This window comes from Escherichia sp. S10b (genome assembly GCF_028421345.1).
GTDB lineage: Bacteria > Pseudomonadota > Gammaproteobacteria > Enterobacterales > Enterobacteriaceae > ECMA0423.
Window position 1 is genome coordinate 54994 of record NZ_JAHZSO010000045.1, and the last position, 17201, is coordinate 72194.

Here is a 17201-nt window from a genome sequence, read left to right on the forward strand (position 1 = left end):
GTCATTCCTTAAACATTTTGGGATGCGTTCATTTTAATTTCACCAATTGTTTAAAAAGTGACGGCTGTCAATTTTTTGACGATAAATTACAAATACGATCAAAAACAGACAAGCAAAGCATGTCATAAATGACAAAAAGTGACATCACTGTATTCAGGAGAGGGTTATGGCAGCAATCGCGTTTATCGGTTTAGGACAAATGGGTTCGCCAATGGCGAGCAATTTATTGCAGCAAGGGCATCAACTTCGCGTCTTTGATGTGAACGCCGAAGCTGTGCGGCATCTGGTAGACAAAGGTGCGACTCCCGCCGCCAACCCAGCGCAGGCCGCTAAAGATGCCGAATTTATCATTACCATGTTGCCGAATGGCGATCTGGTGCGCAACGTGTTGTTCGGTGAAAACGGCGTTTGCGAAGGCTTATCTACCGATGCGCTGGTCATTGATATGTCCACCATCCATCCGCTGCAAACCGATAAATTGATTGCCGATATGCAAGCCAAAGGCTTCAGCATGATGGATGTTCCGGTAGGCCGTACTTCTGCAAATGCCATTACCGGTACTCTGTTACTGCTGGCTGGCGGCACCGCTGAACAAGTTGAACGTGCCACACCGATCCTGATGGCGATGGGCAGTGAGTTGATCAACTCTGGCGGTCCGGGCATGGGGATCCGCGTTAAGCTCATCAACAACTACATGAGCATCGCGCTCAATGCGCTTTCGGCAGAAGCCGCCGTTTTGTGCGAAGCCCTGAATCTTCCCTTCGATGTTGCCGTCAAAGTGATGAGCGGTACCGCCGCCGGTAAAGGTCACTTCACCACTTCCTGGCCAAACAAAGTCCTCAGCGGAGATCTTTCTCCCGCCTTCATGATCGATCTTGCCCATAAGGATCTTGGCATCGCCCTTGATGTCGCCAACCAGCTGCATGTGCCAATGCCGCTGGGGGCCGCCTCACGGGAGGTTTATAGCCAGGCGCGCGCAGCGGGTCGCGGTCGCCAGGACTGGTCCGCCATTCTGGAACAGGTCCGTGTCAGTGCCGGGATGACTGCCAAAGTAAAAATGTAACGACTGGATAAAGGAATAAATGAATGAATAAGTACACCATCAACGACATTACGCGCGCATCGGGCGGTTTTGCCATGCTGGCGGTCGATCAGCGCGAAGCCATGCGCATGATGTTTGCCGCGGCTGGGGCACCCGCTCCGGTAGCCGATAGCGTTTTAACTGATTTCAAAGTTAACGCTGCAAAGGCCCTCTCGCCTTATGCCTCGGCGATTCTGGTAGATCAACAATTCTGCTACCGCCAGGTGGTTGAGCAAAACGCGATTGCCAAAAGTTGCGCCATGATTGTCGCCGCCGATGAGTTCATTCCTGGCAACGGTATTCCGGTCGATAGCGTGGTTATTGACCGCAAAATCAATCCGCTACAGATCAAACAAGACGGTGGCAAAGCCTTAAAACTGCTGGTGCTGTGGCGTAGTGATGAAGATGCGCAGCAACGTCTGGATATGGTGAAAGAGTTCAACGAACTGTGCCACTCACACGGTCTGGTAAGCATCATTGAGCCAGTCGTCCGCCCACCGCGTCGTGGCGATAAATTCGATCGCGAACAAGCGATCATCGATGCCGCCAAAGAGCTGGGCGACAGTGGCGCTGACCTCTACAAAGTTGAAATGCCGCTTTATGGCAAAGGTCCGCAACAAGAGCTTCTCTGTGCTTCACAACGTCTGAATGACCATATCAATATGCCATGGGTGATCCTCTCTTCCGGTGTCGACGAAAAACTGTTCCCGCGTGCCGTACGCGTGGCAATGACGGCGGGCGCATCGGGATTCCTGGCAGGCCGTGCAGTCTGGGCATCGGTCGTCGGTTTACCAGACAACGAGCTGATGCTGCGTGACGTTTGCGCACCGAAATTACAACAACTTGGCGATATCGTCGACGAAATGATGGCTAAACGCCGCTAAGATGAGGATAAAAGGAATGAAATGGTTTAACACCCTAAGCCACAACCGTTGGCTGGAACAGGAAACCGACCGCATCTTTGATTTTGGTAAAAATTCCGTAGTGCCGACTGGTTTTGGCTGGTTAGGCAATAAAGGGCAAATCAAAGAAGAGATGGGCACCCATCTGTGGATCACCGCTCGTATGTTGCACGTTTATTCCGTTGCTGCGGCGATGGGTCGACCTGGCGCTTACTCGTTGGTTGATCACGGTATCAAAGCCATGAACGGCGCACTGCGTGATAAAAAATATGGCGGCTGGTATGCCTGCGTGAATGACGAGGGCGTGGTGGATGCCTCCAAACAGGGCTATCAACACTTCTTTGCTCTGCTGGGTGCCGCCAGCGCCGTCACAACGGGTCACCCGGAAGCGCGCAAGCTGCTCGATTACACCATTGAAATTATCGAGAAATATTTCTGGAGCGAAGAAGAGCAGATGTGCCTGGAATCCTGGGACGAAGCCTTCAGCAAAACCGAAGAGTACCGCGGCGGCAATGCCAATATGCACGCGGTGGAAGCTTTCTTGATTGTTTATGACGTCACTCACGACAAAAAATGGCTGGATCGCGCGATTCGCGTGGCTTCCGTGATTATCCACGACGTCGCCAGAAATAATCATTATCGCGTTAACGAACACTTCGATACCCAGTGGAATCCGCTGCCGGATTACAACAAAGATAACCCGGCGCATCGCTTCCGCGCGTTTGGAGGTACACCAGGCCACTGGATCGAATGGGGCCGTTTAATGCTGCACATCCATGCTGCCCTGGAAGCCCGTTGCGAACAACCACCAGCATGGCTGCTAGAAGATGCCAAAGGTCTGTTTAACGCCACCGTGCGCGATGCCTGGGCACCCGATGGCGCGGACGGGATTGTTTATACCGTTGACTGGGAAGGAAAACCGGTGGTCCGCGAACGTGTACGTTGGCCTATCGTCGAAGCAATGGGTACGGCCTACGCGCTCTACACCGTCACTGGCGATCGCCAGTATGAAACCTGGTATCAAACATGGTGGGAGTACTGCATTAAGTACCTGATGGACTATGAAAATGGTTCCTGGTGGCAGGAGCTGGATGCGGACAATAAGGTCACCACCAAAGTCTGGGACGGCAAACAGGATATTTATCACCTGCTGCATTGCCTGGTGATCCCGCGTATCCCGTTAGCGCCCGGCATGGCTCCAGCGGTTGCAGCGGGTCTGCTGGATATTAATGCGAAATAACTGATCTGAAAATAGGGTGCGGGTTTTCCCCTCACCCTAACCCTCTCCCCAAAGGGGCGAGGGGACCGTCCGGTGCAGTTTTTGGGTTTGACATCAGCCTCACGGGAGGCTGTATGTCGTTAATTAAGGTGCCTTGTATGCAAATCACCAATATGCATTGCAGTGGACAGACCGTTTCACTTGCCGCGGGGGATTATCACGCGACCATTGTGACCGTCGGTGCTGGTCTGGCTGAATTAACCTTTCAGGGTTGTCATTTAGTCATCCCGCACAAACCCGAAGAGATGCCGCTGGCGCATCTGGGTAAAGTGCTTATTCCGTGGCCGAACCGGATCGCCAACGGCTGTTACCGCTATCAGGGGCAGGAATATCAGTTACCCATTAATGAACATAGTTCAAAAGCCGCTATTCACGGGCTGCTTGCCTGGCGAGACTGGCAAATTAGTGAATTAACCGCCACCAGCGTTACCCTGACAGCTTTTCTGCCGCCCAGTTACGGCTATCCGTTTATGCTGGCTTCACAAGTTGTTTATTCGCTCAACGCACACACGGGTCTTTCCGTTGAGATCGCAAGCCAGAATATCGGCACTGTCGCAGCGCCTTATGGCGTGGGTATTCATACTTATTTAACCTGCAACTTAACATCTGTTGATGAATATCTGTTCCAGCTTCCGGCAAACCAGGTTTATGCCGTTGATGAACACGTAAATCCGACAACGCTTCACCACGTTGATGAGCTGGATTTAAATTTCACGCAGGCGAAAACAATAGCCGCGACAAAAATCGACCACACCTTTAAAACCGCTAATGATCTGTGGGAAATAACCATTACCCATCCACAACAGGCGCTTTCGGTTAGCCTTTGTTGCGATCAACCCTGGGTACAAATTTATAGCGGTGAAAAATTACAGCGTCAGGGACTGGCAGTTGAACCTATGAGTTGCCCGCCTAACGCCTTTAATTCAGGTATCGACTTATTATTACTGGAACCAGGAAAACCGCACCGCCTGTTTTTTAACATTTACGGACAGAGAAAATAACTTGTATTGATTAGCAGTCAAAATCATTGAAGAACATTTCACTCGCTAAAGGCAACATTATGTATCTTCAATTTATTAAGTTAAAAACAGCTCAGCTTCTGTAAAGTTTTTATATATCAGTTTTATGAGAATCATTTTACATAAGCCTGTAATAACAGGAAGGCAACAATCTCGTTCTCAACTCTATGGAGATTAGTTATGGATACGCCACGTCCACAGTTATTAGATTTTCAATTTCATCAGAATAACGACAGTTTTACCCTACATTTTCAACAACGTCTTATTTTAACCCATAGCAAAGATAATCCTTGTTTATGGATTGGCTCAGGTATAGCGGATATCGATATGTTCCGCGGTAATTTCAGCATTAAAGATAAACTACAGGAGAAAATTGCGCTTACCGACGCCATCGTCAGCCAGTCACCGGATGGTTGGTTAATTCATTTCAGCCGTGGTTCTGACATTAGCGCCACGCTGAATATCTCTGCCGACGATCAGGGCCGTTTATTGCTGGAACTACAAAACGACAACCTTAACCACAACCGTATCTGGCTGCGCCTTGCCGCTCAACCAGAGGACCATATCTACGGCTGCGGCGAACAGTTTTCCTACTTCGATCTGCGTGGCAAACCGTTCCCGCTATGGACCAGTGAACAAGGCGTTGGTCGCAACAAACAAACCTATGTCACCTGGCAGGCCGACTGCAAAGAAAATGCGGGCGGCGACTATTACTGGACTTTCTTCCCACAGCCTACGTTTGTCAGCACGCAGAAGTATTACTGCCATGTTGATAACAGTTGCTATATGAACTTCGACTTTAGTGCCCCGGAATACCATGAACTGGCGCTGTGGGAAGACAAAGCAACGCTGCGTTTTGAATGTGCTGACACATACATTTCCCTGCTGGAAAAATTAACCGCCCTGCTGGGACGCCAGCCAGAACTGCCCGACTGGATTTATGACGGAGTAACGCTCGGCATTCAGGGCGGGACGGAAGTGTGCCAGAAGAAACTGGACACCATGCGTAACGCGGGCGTGAAGGTCAACGGCATCTGGGCGCAGGACTGGTCCGGTATTCGTATGACCTCTTTTGGCAAACGCGTGATGTGGAACTGGAAGTGGAACAGCGAAAACTACCCGCAACTGGATTCACGCATTAAGCAGTGGAATCAGGAGGGCGTGCAGTTCCTGGCCTATATCAACCCGTATGTTGCCAGCGATAAAGATCTCTGCGAAGAAGCGGCACAACACGGCTATCTGGCAAAAGATGCCTCTGGCGGTGACTATCTGGTGGAGTTTGGCGAGTTTTACGGCGGCGTTGTCGATCTCACTAATCCAGAAGCCTACGCCTGGTTCAAGGAAGTGATCAAAAAGAACATGATTGAACTTGGCTGCGGCGGCTGGATGGCTGACTTCGGCGAGTATCTGCCCACCGACACTTACCTGCATAACGGCATCAGCGCCGAAATTATGCATAACGCCTGGCCCGCGCTGTGGGCGAAATGTAACTACGAAGCCCTTGAAGAAACGGGCAAGCTCGGCGAGATCCTTTTCTTTATGCGCGCCGGTTCTACCGGTAGCCAGAAATACTCCACCATGATGTGGGCGGGCGACCAGAACGTCGACTGGAGTCTCGACGATGGCCTGGCGTCGGTTGTCCCGGCGGCGCTGTCGCTGGCAATGACCGGACATGGCCTGCACCACAGCGACATTGGCGGTTACACCACCCTGTTTGAGATGAAGCGCAGCAAAGAGCTGCTGCTGCGCTGGTGCGATTTCAGCGCCTTCACGCCGATGATGCGCACCCACGAAGGTAACCGTCCTGGCGACAACTGGCAGTTTGACGGCGACGCAGAAACTATCGCCCATTTTGCCCGTATGACCTCCGTCTTCACCACCCTGAAACCTTACCTGAAAGAGGCTGTCGCGCTGAATGCGAAGTCCGGCCTGCCGGTTATGCGCCCGCTGTTCCTGCATTACGAAGACGATGCGCACACTTACACCCTGAAATATCAGTACCTGTTAGGTCGCGACATTCTGGTCGCTCCGGTGCATGAAGAAGGCCGTAGCGACTGGACGCTCTATCTGCCGGAGGATAACTGGGTCCACGCCTGGACGGGTGAAGCGTTCCGGGGCGGGGAAGTTACCGTTAATGCGCCCATCGGCAAGCCGCCGGTCTTTTATCGCGCCGATAGCGAATGGGCGGCACTGTTCGCGTCGTTAAAAAGCATCTAATCACATCCGCCCGTGGGGAAACTCATGGGCAAAGGGAGAACATCGATGAGTCACATCACAACGGAAGATCCAGCAACTTTACGCCTGCCCTTTAAAGAGAAACTCTCTTACGGTATTGGCGACCTGGCCTCTAACATCCTACTGGATATCGGTACGCTTTATCTTTTGAAGTTTTATACCGACGTTCTGGGGCTGCCAGGCACCTATGGCGGCATTATCTTTTTGATTTCAAAATTCTTTACTGCGTTTACCGATATGGGTACCGGCATTATGTTGGATTCCCGACGCAAGATCGGTCCAAAAGGTAAGTTCCGTCCTTTTATTCTGTATGCGTCATTCCCGGTCACCTTACTGGCGATCGCCAACTTTGTCGGCACACCGTTTGATGTCACCGGTAAAACGGTGATGGCCACTATTCTGTTTATGCTTTACGGACTGTTTTTCAGCATGATGAACTGCTCCTACGGCGCAATGGTCCCGGCAATCACCAAAAACCCCAACGAACGCGCCTCACTGGCGGCATGGCGTCAGGGCGGCGCTACGCTTGGCCTGCTGCTGTGCACGGTGGGATTCGTGCCAGTTATGAATCTTATCGAAGGTAATCAGAAACTTGGCTATATCTTCGCCGCCACGCTGTTTTCACTGTTCGGCCTGCTGTTTATGTGGATCTGCTACTCAGGCGTGAAAGAGCGTTATGTCGAAATCCAACCAACCAATCCGGCGCAAAAGCCTGGCCTGTTGCAATCTTTCCGCGCAATTGCCGGTAACCGCCCACTGTTCATTCTGTGTATTGCCAACCTCTGCACCTTAGGGGCGTTTAACGTCAAGCTCGCCATTCAGGTCTATTACACCCAGTACGTACTTAACGATCCCATCCTGTTGTCGTATATGGGATTTTTCAGCATGGGCTGTATTTTCATCGGCGTGTTCCTGATGCCTGGCGCAGTCAGACGTTTTGGTAAGAAGAAGGTCTATATCGGCGGCCTGCTGATTTGGGTGCTGGGCGATCTGCTCAACTATTTCTTCGGCGGCGGCTCGGTCAGCTTTGTGGCGTTCTCCTGCCTGGCGTTCTTCGGCTCAGCGTTTGTTAACAGCCTGAACTGGGCGCTGGTTTCCGACACCGTCGAGTACGGCGAGTGGCGCACCGGCGTGCGTTCGGAAGGCACGGTCTACACCGGCTTCACCTTCTTTCGCAAAGTGTCTCAGGCGCTGGCTGGTTTCTTCCCCGGCTGGATGCTGACGCAAATTGGCTATGTGCCGAACGTCGCACAGGCTGACCACACCATTGAAGGGTTACGCCAGTTGATCTTCATCTACCCAAGCGCACTGGCGGTAGTCACCATTGTGGCGATGGGTTGCTTCTACAGCCTGAACGAGAAGATGTATGTCCGCATTGTGGAAGAGATAGAAGCCCGTAAACGCACGGCGTAATAATAATAAACGACGCCCTGCGGGGCGTTATAAGGAGTGATTATGTCTGACCATAATCCACTGACATTAAAACTGAATCTGCGGGAAAAAATCGCCTATGGTATGGGCGACGTCGGTTCGAATTTAATGCTCTGCATCGGTACTCTGTATCTCCTCAAATTTTATACCGATGAATTAGGGATGCCTGCTTACTATGGCGGGATTATCTTTCTGGTGGCGAAGTTTTTTACCGCGTTTACCGATATGCTCACCGGATTTTTACTCGACTCGCGGAAAAATATTGGGCCTAAAGGCAAATTTCGTCCCTTTATTTTATATGCAGCAGTTCCGGCGGCGTTAATTGCAACGCTCCAGTTTATCGCCACCACCTTTTGTTTGCCGGTTAAAACGACGATTGCCACCGCGCTGTTTATGATGTTTGGACTTTCATACAGTCTGATGAACTGCTCGTATGGTGCGATGATCCCGGCAATTACCAAAAACCCGAATGAGCGCGCGCAGCTCGCGGCTTACCGCCAGGGTGGTGCAACCATAGGGCTATTGATTTGTACCGTGGCGTTTATTCCGTTGCAGTCGCTTTTTTCTGACTCAACCGTCGGTTATGCCTGTGCGGCACTTATGTTCTCCATTGGCGGCTTTATTTTTATGATGCTGTGCTACAGAGGCGTCAAAGAGCATTATGTGGACACAGCGCCAACCGGACATAAAGCCAGTATTCTCAAATCTTTTTGCGCGATATTTCGTAATCCACCATTGCTGGTTTTATGCATTGCTAACCTGTGTACTCTGGCGGCATTTAATATCAAACTGGCGATTCAGGTCTATTACACCCAGTATGTGCTGAATGATATTAATTTATTGTCGTGGATGGGATTCTTCAGTATGGGATGCATCCTCGTCGGCGTATTACTGGTGCCAGTAACTGTAAAATGTTTTGGTAAAAAACAGGTTTATTTAGCTGGCATGGTGCTGTGGGCGGTGGGTGATATACTGAATTATTTCTGGGGAAGTAACTCTTTCACTTTCGTCATGTTCTCTTGTGTCGCCTTTTTTGGCACGGCCTTTGTAAACAGCCTGAACTGGGCACTGGTACCAGATACCGTAGATTACGGTGAATGGAAAACCGGTATTCGTGCCGAAGGTTCTGTTTATACCGGTTATACCTTCTTTCGTAAAATTTCTGCCGCACTTGCTGGCTTCTTGCCAGGCATTATGCTGACGCAAATTGGTTATGTTCCCAACATCGCGCAAAGCGATGCGACATTACAGGGTTTGCGTCAGCTCATTTTTATCTGGCCTTGTGCACTGGCAATTATTGCTGCATTGACGATGGGATTCTTTTACACACTCAATGAAAAACGGTTTGCATTGATTATTGAGGAAATCAACCAACGCAAAAATAAAGAGATGGCGACAGAAGAAAAAACGGCTTCCGTAACGTTATAAATGTCAATAGCCGCTATTTCCATCCTGGTGGGTGGCGGCCTCCCTACGTTTAAAAAATGGACTTATTATGAAAAAGATTAATGCAATAATTTTATTATCTTCTCTGACCTCTGCCTCGGTATTTGCTGGCGCATACGTCGAAAACAGGGAGGCATATAATCTTGCCTCCGATCAGGGCGAGGTTATGCTACGTGTGGGTTATAACTTCGATATGGGCGCGGGTATTATGTTAACCAATACCTACACCTTTCAGCGAGAAGATGAACTAAAACATGGCTATAATGAAATTGAAGGTTGGTATCCTTTATTCAAACCAACCGATAAATTAACCATCCAGCCCGGTGGCTTAATTAATGATAAGAGTATCGGTTCGGGTGGTGCAGTGTATCTGGACGTCAACTATAAATTTGTACCATGGTTTAATCTGACAGTACGAAATCGCTATAACCATAATAACTATAGTTCAACAGATTTGAGCGGGGAACTGGATAATAATGACACCTATGAAATTGGCACCTACTGGAATTTTAAAATCACCGATAAATTTTCCTATACATTTGAGCCACATTACTTCATGCGAGTGAATGACTTTAATAGTAGCAACGGGAAAGATCATCATTGGGAAATCACTAACACCTTCCGTTACCGTATTAATGAAAACTGGCTCCCTTATTTCGAATTGCGCTGGTTAGACCGCAACGTCGAACCGTACCACCGCGAGCAAAACCAGATCCGTATCGGGACGAAGTATTTCTTCTGATGTGAAACTGCCGGATGCGGCGTAAACGCCTTATCCGGCCTACGGTTGATACGGTTTTCATTGGCCGGATTAAGCACATCCGGCCATTAATTAAGCTTCAGCCGCCAGCATCTCTTTCTTACGTTGGCTAATACGCTTAACCAGCATTACGGAAACCACCGCACCACTGAATGCGAAGCAGGCCATAATGCCAAACACGATTTTGTAGCCAATAATCCCCGGATTTAAATCCAGAATGTAGCCATACAGACTGAAGCAGAACATCGCCGGAGCGTAACCAATAAAGCTACCCAACGCCATCGCCGCACCTGTTTTATTTTCAGCAATTTTTGCTTCGCCGATAGGTGCAAAAAATACGGCTCGCTGTGTAAAGACTATCGCGCCAAAGCCCAGCGTACATGCCATCCCTAAATAGACCGGCATACTTTCGTGCGGCAGCATAATCAACAGTACGAGCGCAGCGGTACTGATGATAAAGGTGTAGCATAGATATTTACTCGGCGATTTCAGGATCTTATCTGAAATCATGCCACCAATCGGTCCACCAATCATTTTCAGACAGTATTGGTTAATGATGCCGTAAGCCCCCACCAGCGCAACGGGCAATAGATAGATGTTTTTCAGGAATGGAATGAAGAATGTCAGGCCACAGTAAACCGCGTAAACGAAGAAGACGTTAAAAGCGATAAGCCAGATGGTTTTGTCTCTCAGCACCGAGGTCATACTGGTGTTTTGCGATGCTCCGTCTTCTTTTTTCACCTCAACGGACGGTGCCTCTTCTTTGTCATTCAGGACAAAGAAAATAATAATGCCTACGGCAATCACAATAAGGGAATAGAACCAGATGCCTGCTTTAAAACCCAATAAGCCACTGCCAAACCAGGTAAATACTGCCAACGCAGAAAATGCCACCACGGTATCGACAATGCCACGCCCTGTTTCGAAGAAGCCAAACAACCGACCTTGTTGTTCGCTATTGCCCAATCGACTTACCGACTTGAGCAAGACCGGCCAGTTCATCATGTCGCAAGTAACGCCAAATAGCGCCCAGACAAAGAGGATGCCCCAATACCCCGGCATTGTCGTCAAATAAACACCCAGTAATCCTGTCGCAATGAGTGAGAATGACATGGTGTATCTGCGCGGTAGTTTATCGGCAAAATAAATAGACAGAAAAAAACCCACTGTCGTGACAAATGAGTTTACCGACATAGCATTACCAATTTGACCATTGGTCAAATGGAAATATTCCTGCATCGGGATATAAAACGCATCTTTCAGCGACGGTAATTTATAAATTGTACCGCCACACAATGTTAATAGACTAAATAACGCCCATTTCTTTTTCGTGAGCATAACATCCCCTAAGCGATTTTTAAAATCACTGTTTTAAAGGCAATAAGATACCGACCATTCATATGGAATGGTTTTATTAACTGCGTATGAGTTAAAACTTATTAGTGGTTCAGAAGATGGTTTGCCTCTTGTTTGATTTGTTGTAGTACGTTACGCACATGATTTATCTGATTAATTGCATCTTCTTTTTCTTTACGTAACCGCGCATCCAGTAAATGATTTTCTGGCAATGGTGTTTCACTCATCTGGCGATAAGGGATCCACGGATTATCATCTTCGTCTTCAAAGCGGAACGCCGGCGCATAGTAATCAACCTCTTCTTCCAGGCCATATGCCGTCACCTGCGGCTCATCATCACCCAGGCAGATAAGGTGCGTTAATAACGCTTTGAACGGCATATCACCCTGACCTGAAATACAGGCTTTATGACCCAGGCCACCCGGTTCTTTAACGATCAAGGCATCTTTGATATGGACCTGGGTAATATGCGGTGCCATCGTTTTTAAAGCGTCGATGGGATGCTCATTTGCATTGATCATGTTCGCAAAATCAAACAGTAAGGAAAGAGATTCCATCTCACTTTCTTTGACCAGCGACACCAGCTCATGACTTTTTAAATCTTCATGCTGCTCGATCGTAAAAGTCAGGCCGCTGTCCTGATACGTTTCCCGTACATAGGCAATGTCGTTAGCGATAATCGATAATACGTCGCGCAAATTACCTTCATAACGTGGATAAAAACGTACGGACGATGCCCCAGTTTTCAACGCAATGGCGACGGCTTCGTCAATAGATGCCTTATCTGAGGCGCTGGTTTCAATATGAATATCAAGGTTCAGACGGCGGGCTTTATCTCCAAAGGCAGAGAGTTCTTTATCGTCCATATTACCAAGAGAAAAACGCTCGCCATCCAGAACATGGATTTTGACGCCACGTAGATTATTTTCACTTGCGATATCAAGTAAATCAGCAGGCAACACTCTTTCCAGCCGCATATTTAAATGAAAGGCATAAGCATGTAAATAAAGAGGAAGAGTGTCGACACGTTGTAGAATCTTTCTTGCGTTATTTATTGTCACCATAAAACACCTACAGATTAATGATGAGGTCTACGGCCTCAAATCGCCAATATTCAATATCTATCTGGACAATATTGCCTTGCTGGTCGGCGCGATGCTTTTCAATTAAGATCGCTGGCATACCCGCAGAACCGCCAAGATACTTGCTGATATCGCCCGGCATTCTGACGGGTTTGAAAATCAATTTTTTTACTACCGTCTCTTTTTGGTAGCACTTTTCCCAGACTGCAGAAAATGAGTGGTTTTCAAGTTGTTCAATAAAACCTGGGGCAACTTCAGGATTAATATATGTTTCATGATAGAAAACTTTATGTCCTTCCAGCGCCCCCCAGCCGGTAATACGATAGAGTTCGGTTGATGGCGTCACTGCAATCAGTGGCGCAAGCGTCTGGGGAATGTCGCTGGTACGGCTTTTCTCGGTAAACCCCCAGGAAGGTTCCCGCCCTTGCTCAATTGCGGCCCGCTGAAAGCTCGCCGACAGCTCCGGGCTGTAATTAAATCGCGGCTGAGTCACGAACCACCCTTTACGATCCTTACGGAAGATTTTGGATTCTGCCTCGAGGTTCAGCAACGCCTGGCGCAGCGTCATACGTTTAATGCCCAGCAGCTCTCCCAGCTCTCTTTCTGAAGGGAGTTTTCCACCCGGCGTGGTGATGCCATCTTTCAACCACCGATCCAGTTTCTCTTTTGCATTTTCTACGGTGGATTGATTCTCCGCCATTGTTTAATCCTTTTGGTTTAAACCAGATGAAGCATCTTACGCTTACGCCAAAAAAGAAAGCAATTAACGGCGTATGACTTTGCAGATAATTGTGACAAAGCTCTCTATTGACGTAATCCCAGACTTATAAGGGAGATACTCGCATTGGTGTGCGCTCACGACAGGTAAAAAAAAACCTGCCAGCGCTGGCAGGTTTTTTATGACTAAAAAACGAAATTAATCGTCTTTCGGTGCGCGGTTAGCGCGACGACGATCGTTTTCCGTCAGGTGACGTTTACGAATACGGATAGAGGTCGGGGTCACTTCTACCAGTTCGTCATCATCGATGAACTCCAGAGCTTGTTCCAGAGTCATGCGGATAGGCGGAACCAGAACAACGGCTTCGTCAGTACCGGAAGCACGCATGTTGGTCAGTTTCTTACCGGTCAGGCAGTTTACAGTCAGGTCGTTAGAGCGGCTATGAATACCGATAATCTGACCTTCGTAAACTTCTGCACCGTGACCGAGGAACAGCTTACCGCGATCCTGCAGACCGAACAGCGCGAACGCGACCGCTTTACCCTGACCGTTAGAGATCAGTACGCCGTTCTGACGCTGACCCACTTCACCCGGACGTACGTCGTCGTAGTGGCTGAAGGTGGAGTACAGCAGACCAGTACCGGAAGTCATGGTCATGAACTCAGAACGGAAGCCAATCAGACCACGGCTTGGGATCACGTAGTCGAGACGTACGCGGCCTTTACCGTCTGGATTCATGTTTTTCAGGTCGCCTTTACGTTCGCCCAGCGCCTGCATTACAGAACCCTGATGCTGTTCTTCAACGTCCAGCGTCACGTTTTCATACGGCTCTTGTTTACGACCGTCGATTTCACGGAAGATAACTTTCGGACGGGATACCGCCAGTTCGAAACCTTCACGACGCATGTTTTCGATCAGAACAGACAGGTGCAGTTCGCCACGACCAGAAACGCGGAACGCATCGGCGTCTTCGGTTTCTTCTACGCGCAGCGCAACGTTGTGTACCAGTTCTTTGTTCAGACGATCCAGGATCTGACGAGACGTTACGAACTTACCTTCTTTACCGCAGAACGGCGAGGTGTTAACGCAGAAGAACATAGAAACGGTCGGCTCATCAACGGAGAGTGCCGGCAGCGCTTCAACGTTTTGCGTGTCGCAAACGGTGTCAGAAATGTTCAGTTCGCCAAGGCCCGTGATCGCCACGATATCGCCAGCTTCCGCCAGATCGGTTTCGATACGTTCCAGACCGAGGTGGCCCAGCACTTTACCGACTTTCGCGTTGCGGGTTTTGCCTTCGCTATCGATGATAGTGACCTGCTGGTTCGGCTTCACTTTACCGCGCTTGATGCGGCCAATGCCGATAACGCCAACATAGCTGTTGTAATCGAGCTGAGAAATCTGCATCTGGAACGGACCGTCAAGGTCAACGTCCGGCGCAGGAACGTGATCAACAATCGCCTGATACAGCGGGGTCATGTCTTCCGCCATATCTTCGTGGTCCAGACCCGCGATACCGTTCAGAGCAGAAGCGTAAACGATCGGGAAGTCCAGCTGCTCGTCGGTCGCGTCGAGGTTAACGAACAGATCGAATACCTGATCCACAACCCAATCAGGACGCGCGCCAGGGCGGTCAACTTTGTTGATAACAACAATCGGCTTCAGGCCGTAAGCAAACGCTTTTTTGGTTACGAAGCGCGTTTGCGGCATCGGGCCGTCAAATGCGTCAACCACCAGCAGCACTGAGTCTACCATGGACATTACACGTTCAACTTCACCACCGAAGTCGGCGTGCCCCGGGGTATCAACGATGTTGATACGGTAATCATTCCATTTGATAGCGGTGTTTTTCGCGAGGATGGTAATCCCACGCTCTTTCTCCAAATCGTTGGAGTCCATCACGCGCTCTTGGGTTTCGGCACGAGAGTCGAACGTACCGGATTGTTGGAGCAGCTTGTCTACCAGGGTGGTTTTACCATGGTCTACGTGCGCGATGATGGCGATATTACGCAATTTTTCGATCACAACTTTGCCTCAGGCATTAGAAATAGCGCGTTATTGTACACGGATTAATCGCACTACAAAACAGGATCACAAACATCCTCCGCAAACAAGTATTGCAGAGTCCCTTTGTGATCGCTTTCACGGAGCATAAAAAGGGTTATCCAAAGGTCATTGCACCAACATGGTGCTTAATGTTTCCATTGAAGCACTATATTGGTGCAACATTCACATCGTGGTGCAGCCCTTTTGCACGATGGTGCGCATGATAACGCCTTTTAGGGGCAATTTAAAAGTTGGCACAGATTTCGCTTTATCTTTTTTACGGCGACACGGCCAAAATAATTGCAGATTTCGTTACCACGACGACCATGACCAATCCAGGAGAGTTAAAGTATGTCCGCTGAACACGTACTGACGATGCTGAACGAGCACGAAGTGAAGTTTGTTGATTTGCGCTTCACCGATACTAAAGGTAAAGAACAGCACGTCACTATCCCTGCTCATCAGGTGAATGCTGAATTCTTCGAAGAAGGCAAAATGTTTGACGGCTCCTCGATTGGCGGCTGGAAAGGCATTAACGAGTCCGACATGGTGCTGATGCCAGACGCATCCACCGCAGTGATTGACCCGTTCTTCGCCGACTCCACCCTGATTATCCGTTGCGACATCCTTGAACCTGGCACCCTGCAAGGCTATGACCGTGACCCGCGCTCCATTGCGAAGCGCGCCGAAGATTACCTGCGTTCCACTGGCATTGCCGACACCGTACTGTTCGGGCCAGAACCTGAATTCTTCCTGTTCGATGACATCCGTTTCGGATCATCTATCTCCGGTTCTCACGTTGCTATCGACGATATCGAAGGCGCATGGAACTCCTCCACCCAATATGAAGGTGGTAACAAAGGTCACCGTCCGGCAGTGAAAGGCGGTTACTTCCCGGTTCCGCCGGTAGACTCTGCTCAGGATATTCGTTCTGAAATGTGTCTGGTGATGGAACAGATGGGTCTGGTGGTTGAAGCCCATCACCACGAAGTAGCGACTGCTGGTCAGAACGAAGTGGCTACCCGCTTCAATACCATGACCAAAAAAGCTGACGAAATTCAGATCTACAAATATGTTGTGCACAACGTAGCGCACCGCTTCGGTAAAACCGCGACCTTTATGCCAAAACCGATGTTCGGTGATAACGGCTCCGGTATGCACTGCCACATGTCTCTGTCTAAAAACGGCGTTAACCTGTTCGCAGGCGACAAATACGCAGGTCTGTCTGAGCAGGCGCTGTACTACATTGGCGGCGTAATCAAACACGCTAAAGCGATTAACGCCCTGGCAAACCCGACCACCAACTCTTATAAGCGTCTGGTCCCGGGCTATGAAGCACCGGTAATGCTGGCTTACTCTGCGCGTAACCGTTCTGCGTCTATCCGTATTCCGGTGGTTTCTTCTCCGAAAGCACGTCGTATCGAAGTACGTTTCCCGGATCCGGCAGCTAACCCGTACCTGTGCTTTGCTGCCCTGCTGATGGCCGGTCTTGATGGTATCAAGAACAAGATCCATCCGGGCGAAGCCATGGACAAAAACCTGTATGACCTGCCGCCAGAAGAAGCGAAAGAGATCCCACAGGTTGCAGGCTCTCTGGAAGAAGCACTGAACGAACTGGATCTGGACCGCGAGTTCCTGAAAGCCGGTGGCGTGTTCACTGACGAAGCAATTGATGCGTACATCGCTCTGCGTCGCGAAGAAGATGACCGCGTGCGTATGACTCCGCATCCGGTAGAGTTTGAGCTGTACTACAGCGTCTAATAGTTGAAGTTGTACTACCCGGCGCAACAACGCCGGGATTTAGTTGCCGTGGAAACTTTCAGCCCATCTCTGCATGGGCTTTTTTCTC

13 protein-coding genes are annotated in these 17201 nt (G+C 49.4%); 9 read left to right on the forward strand and 4 right to left on the reverse strand.

The window, feature by feature from the left end:
• The first annotated feature begins 166 nt into the window (after positions 1–166).
• The 8 genes from yihU to ompL all read left to right on the forward strand — a co-directional run bounded on the left by yihU (position 167) and on the right by ompL (position 10135).
• Complete coding sequence (yihU, locus tag FTE26_RS04240; RefSeq protein WP_000718896.1) at positions 167–1063, forward strand: sulfolactaldehyde 3-reductase; 897 nt, start codon at positions 167–169, stop codon at positions 1061–1063.
• A 23-nt stretch (positions 1064–1086) separates the two neighbouring features.
• Positions 1087–1965: a sulfofructosephosphate aldolase gene (yihT, locus tag FTE26_RS04245; protein WP_001046453.1), complete on the forward strand. Its 879-nt coding sequence runs from the start codon at positions 1087–1089 to the stop codon at positions 1963–1965.
• A 16-nt stretch (positions 1966–1981) separates the two neighbouring features.
• A complete protein-coding gene (gene yihS / locus FTE26_RS04250; protein WP_000870916.1) occupies positions 1982–3223 on the forward strand; it encodes a sulfoquinovose isomerase in 1242 nt (413 codons plus the stop codon).
• 137 nt (positions 3224–3360) lie between these two features.
• Entirely contained in the window at positions 3361–4263 is a 903-nt protein-coding gene (locus FTE26_RS04255; protein ID WP_001167553.1) for an aldose-1-epimerase, read from the forward strand.
• Between the two features lie 198 nt (positions 4264–4461).
• Entirely contained in the window at positions 4462–6498 is a 2037-nt protein-coding gene (gene yihQ, locus FTE26_RS04260; protein ID WP_000380839.1) for a sulfoquinovosidase, read from the forward strand.
• Positions 6499–6543: 45 nt separating this feature from the next.
• Positions 6544–7929 (forward strand): MFS transporter, encoded by a 1386-nt coding sequence (locus FTE26_RS04265; RefSeq protein ID WP_000018373.1) that lies wholly within the window; start codon positions 6544–6546, stop codon positions 7927–7929.
• Between the two features lie 42 nt (positions 7930–7971).
• A complete protein-coding gene (locus tag FTE26_RS04270; protein WP_001297066.1) occupies positions 7972–9375 on the forward strand; it encodes an MFS transporter in 1404 nt (467 codons plus the stop codon).
• 67 nt (positions 9376–9442) lie between these two features.
• Complete coding sequence (gene ompL / locus FTE26_RS04275; RefSeq protein ID WP_000723475.1) at positions 9443–10135, forward strand: porin OmpL; 693 nt, start codon at positions 9443–9445, stop codon at positions 10133–10135.
• A 90-nt stretch (positions 10136–10225) separates the two neighbouring features.
• Here the strand turns inward: ompL and FTE26_RS04280 are convergent, their stop codons facing one another.
• The 4 genes from FTE26_RS04280 to typA all read right to left on the reverse strand — a co-directional run bounded on the left by FTE26_RS04280 (position 10226) and on the right by typA (position 15331).
• The gene (locus FTE26_RS04280) at positions 10226–11491 is read right to left on the reverse strand and encodes an MFS transporter (protein ID WP_000956321.1); all 1266 of its coding nucleotides are present in this window, start codon (positions 11489–11491) and stop codon (positions 10226–10228) included.
• A gap of 101 nt (positions 11492–11592) precedes the next feature.
• Complete coding sequence (locus FTE26_RS04285; protein ID WP_000256396.1) at positions 11593–12573, reverse strand: sugar phosphate isomerase/epimerase family protein; 981 nt, start codon at positions 12571–12573, stop codon at positions 11593–11595.
• A gap of 7 nt (positions 12574–12580) precedes the next feature.
• The gene (locus FTE26_RS04290) at positions 12581–13291 is read right to left on the reverse strand and encodes a GntR family transcriptional regulator (RefSeq protein ID WP_000829806.1); all 711 of its coding nucleotides are present in this window, start codon (positions 13289–13291) and stop codon (positions 12581–12583) included.
• Between the two features lie 216 nt (positions 13292–13507).
• The gene (typA, locus tag FTE26_RS04295) at positions 13508–15331 is read right to left on the reverse strand and encodes a ribosome-dependent GTPase TypA (RefSeq protein ID WP_000570668.1); all 1824 of its coding nucleotides are present in this window, start codon (positions 15329–15331) and stop codon (positions 13508–13510) included.
• A 372-nt stretch (positions 15332–15703) separates the two neighbouring features.
• Here typA and glnA point away from each other — a divergent pair, with 372 nt between their 5' ends.
• Positions 15704–17113, forward strand: coding sequence for a glutamate--ammonia ligase (gene glnA, locus FTE26_RS04300; RefSeq protein ID WP_001271717.1), 1410 nt, complete (start codon positions 15704–15706; stop codon positions 17111–17113).
• Positions 17114–17201 lie beyond the last annotated feature (88 nt).

What these genes read in the sequence shown, in the direction of transcription:
- yihU (WP_000718896.1), top strand. Translation starts at nt 167, where the DNA reads ATGGCAGCAATCGCGTTTATCGGTTTAGGACAAATGGGTTCGCCAATG.
- yihT (WP_001046453.1), top strand. Translation starts at nt 1,087, where the DNA reads ATGAATAAGTACACCATCAACGACATTACGCGCGCATCGGGCGGTTTT.
- yihS (WP_000870916.1), top strand. Translation starts at nt 1,982, where the DNA reads ATGAAATGGTTTAACACCCTAAGCCACAACCGTTGGCTGGAACAGGAA.
- FTE26_RS04255 (WP_001167553.1), top strand. Translation starts at nt 3,361, where the DNA reads ATGCAAATCACCAATATGCATTGCAGTGGACAGACCGTTTCACTTGCC.
- yihQ (WP_000380839.1), top strand. Translation starts at nt 4,462, where the DNA reads ATGGATACGCCACGTCCACAGTTATTAGATTTTCAATTTCATCAGAAT.
- FTE26_RS04265 (WP_000018373.1), top strand. Translation starts at nt 6,544, where the DNA reads ATGAGTCACATCACAACGGAAGATCCAGCAACTTTACGCCTGCCCTTT.
- FTE26_RS04270 (WP_001297066.1), top strand. Translation starts at nt 7,972, where the DNA reads ATGTCTGACCATAATCCACTGACATTAAAACTGAATCTGCGGGAAAAA.
- ompL (WP_000723475.1), top strand. Translation starts at nt 9,443, where the DNA reads ATGAAAAAGATTAATGCAATAATTTTATTATCTTCTCTGACCTCTGCC.
- FTE26_RS04280 (WP_000956321.1), bottom strand. Translation starts at nt 11,491, where the DNA reads ATGCTCACGAAAAAGAAATGGGCGTTATTTAGTCTATTAACATTGTGT.
- FTE26_RS04285 (WP_000256396.1), bottom strand. Translation starts at nt 12,573, where the DNA reads ATGGTGACAATAAATAACGCAAGAAAGATTCTACAACGTGTCGACACT.
- FTE26_RS04290 (WP_000829806.1), bottom strand. Translation starts at nt 13,291, where the DNA reads ATGGCGGAGAATCAATCCACCGTAGAAAATGCAAAAGAGAAACTGGAT.
- glnA (WP_001271717.1), top strand. Translation starts at nt 15,704, where the DNA reads ATGTCCGCTGAACACGTACTGACGATGCTGAACGAGCACGAAGTGAAG.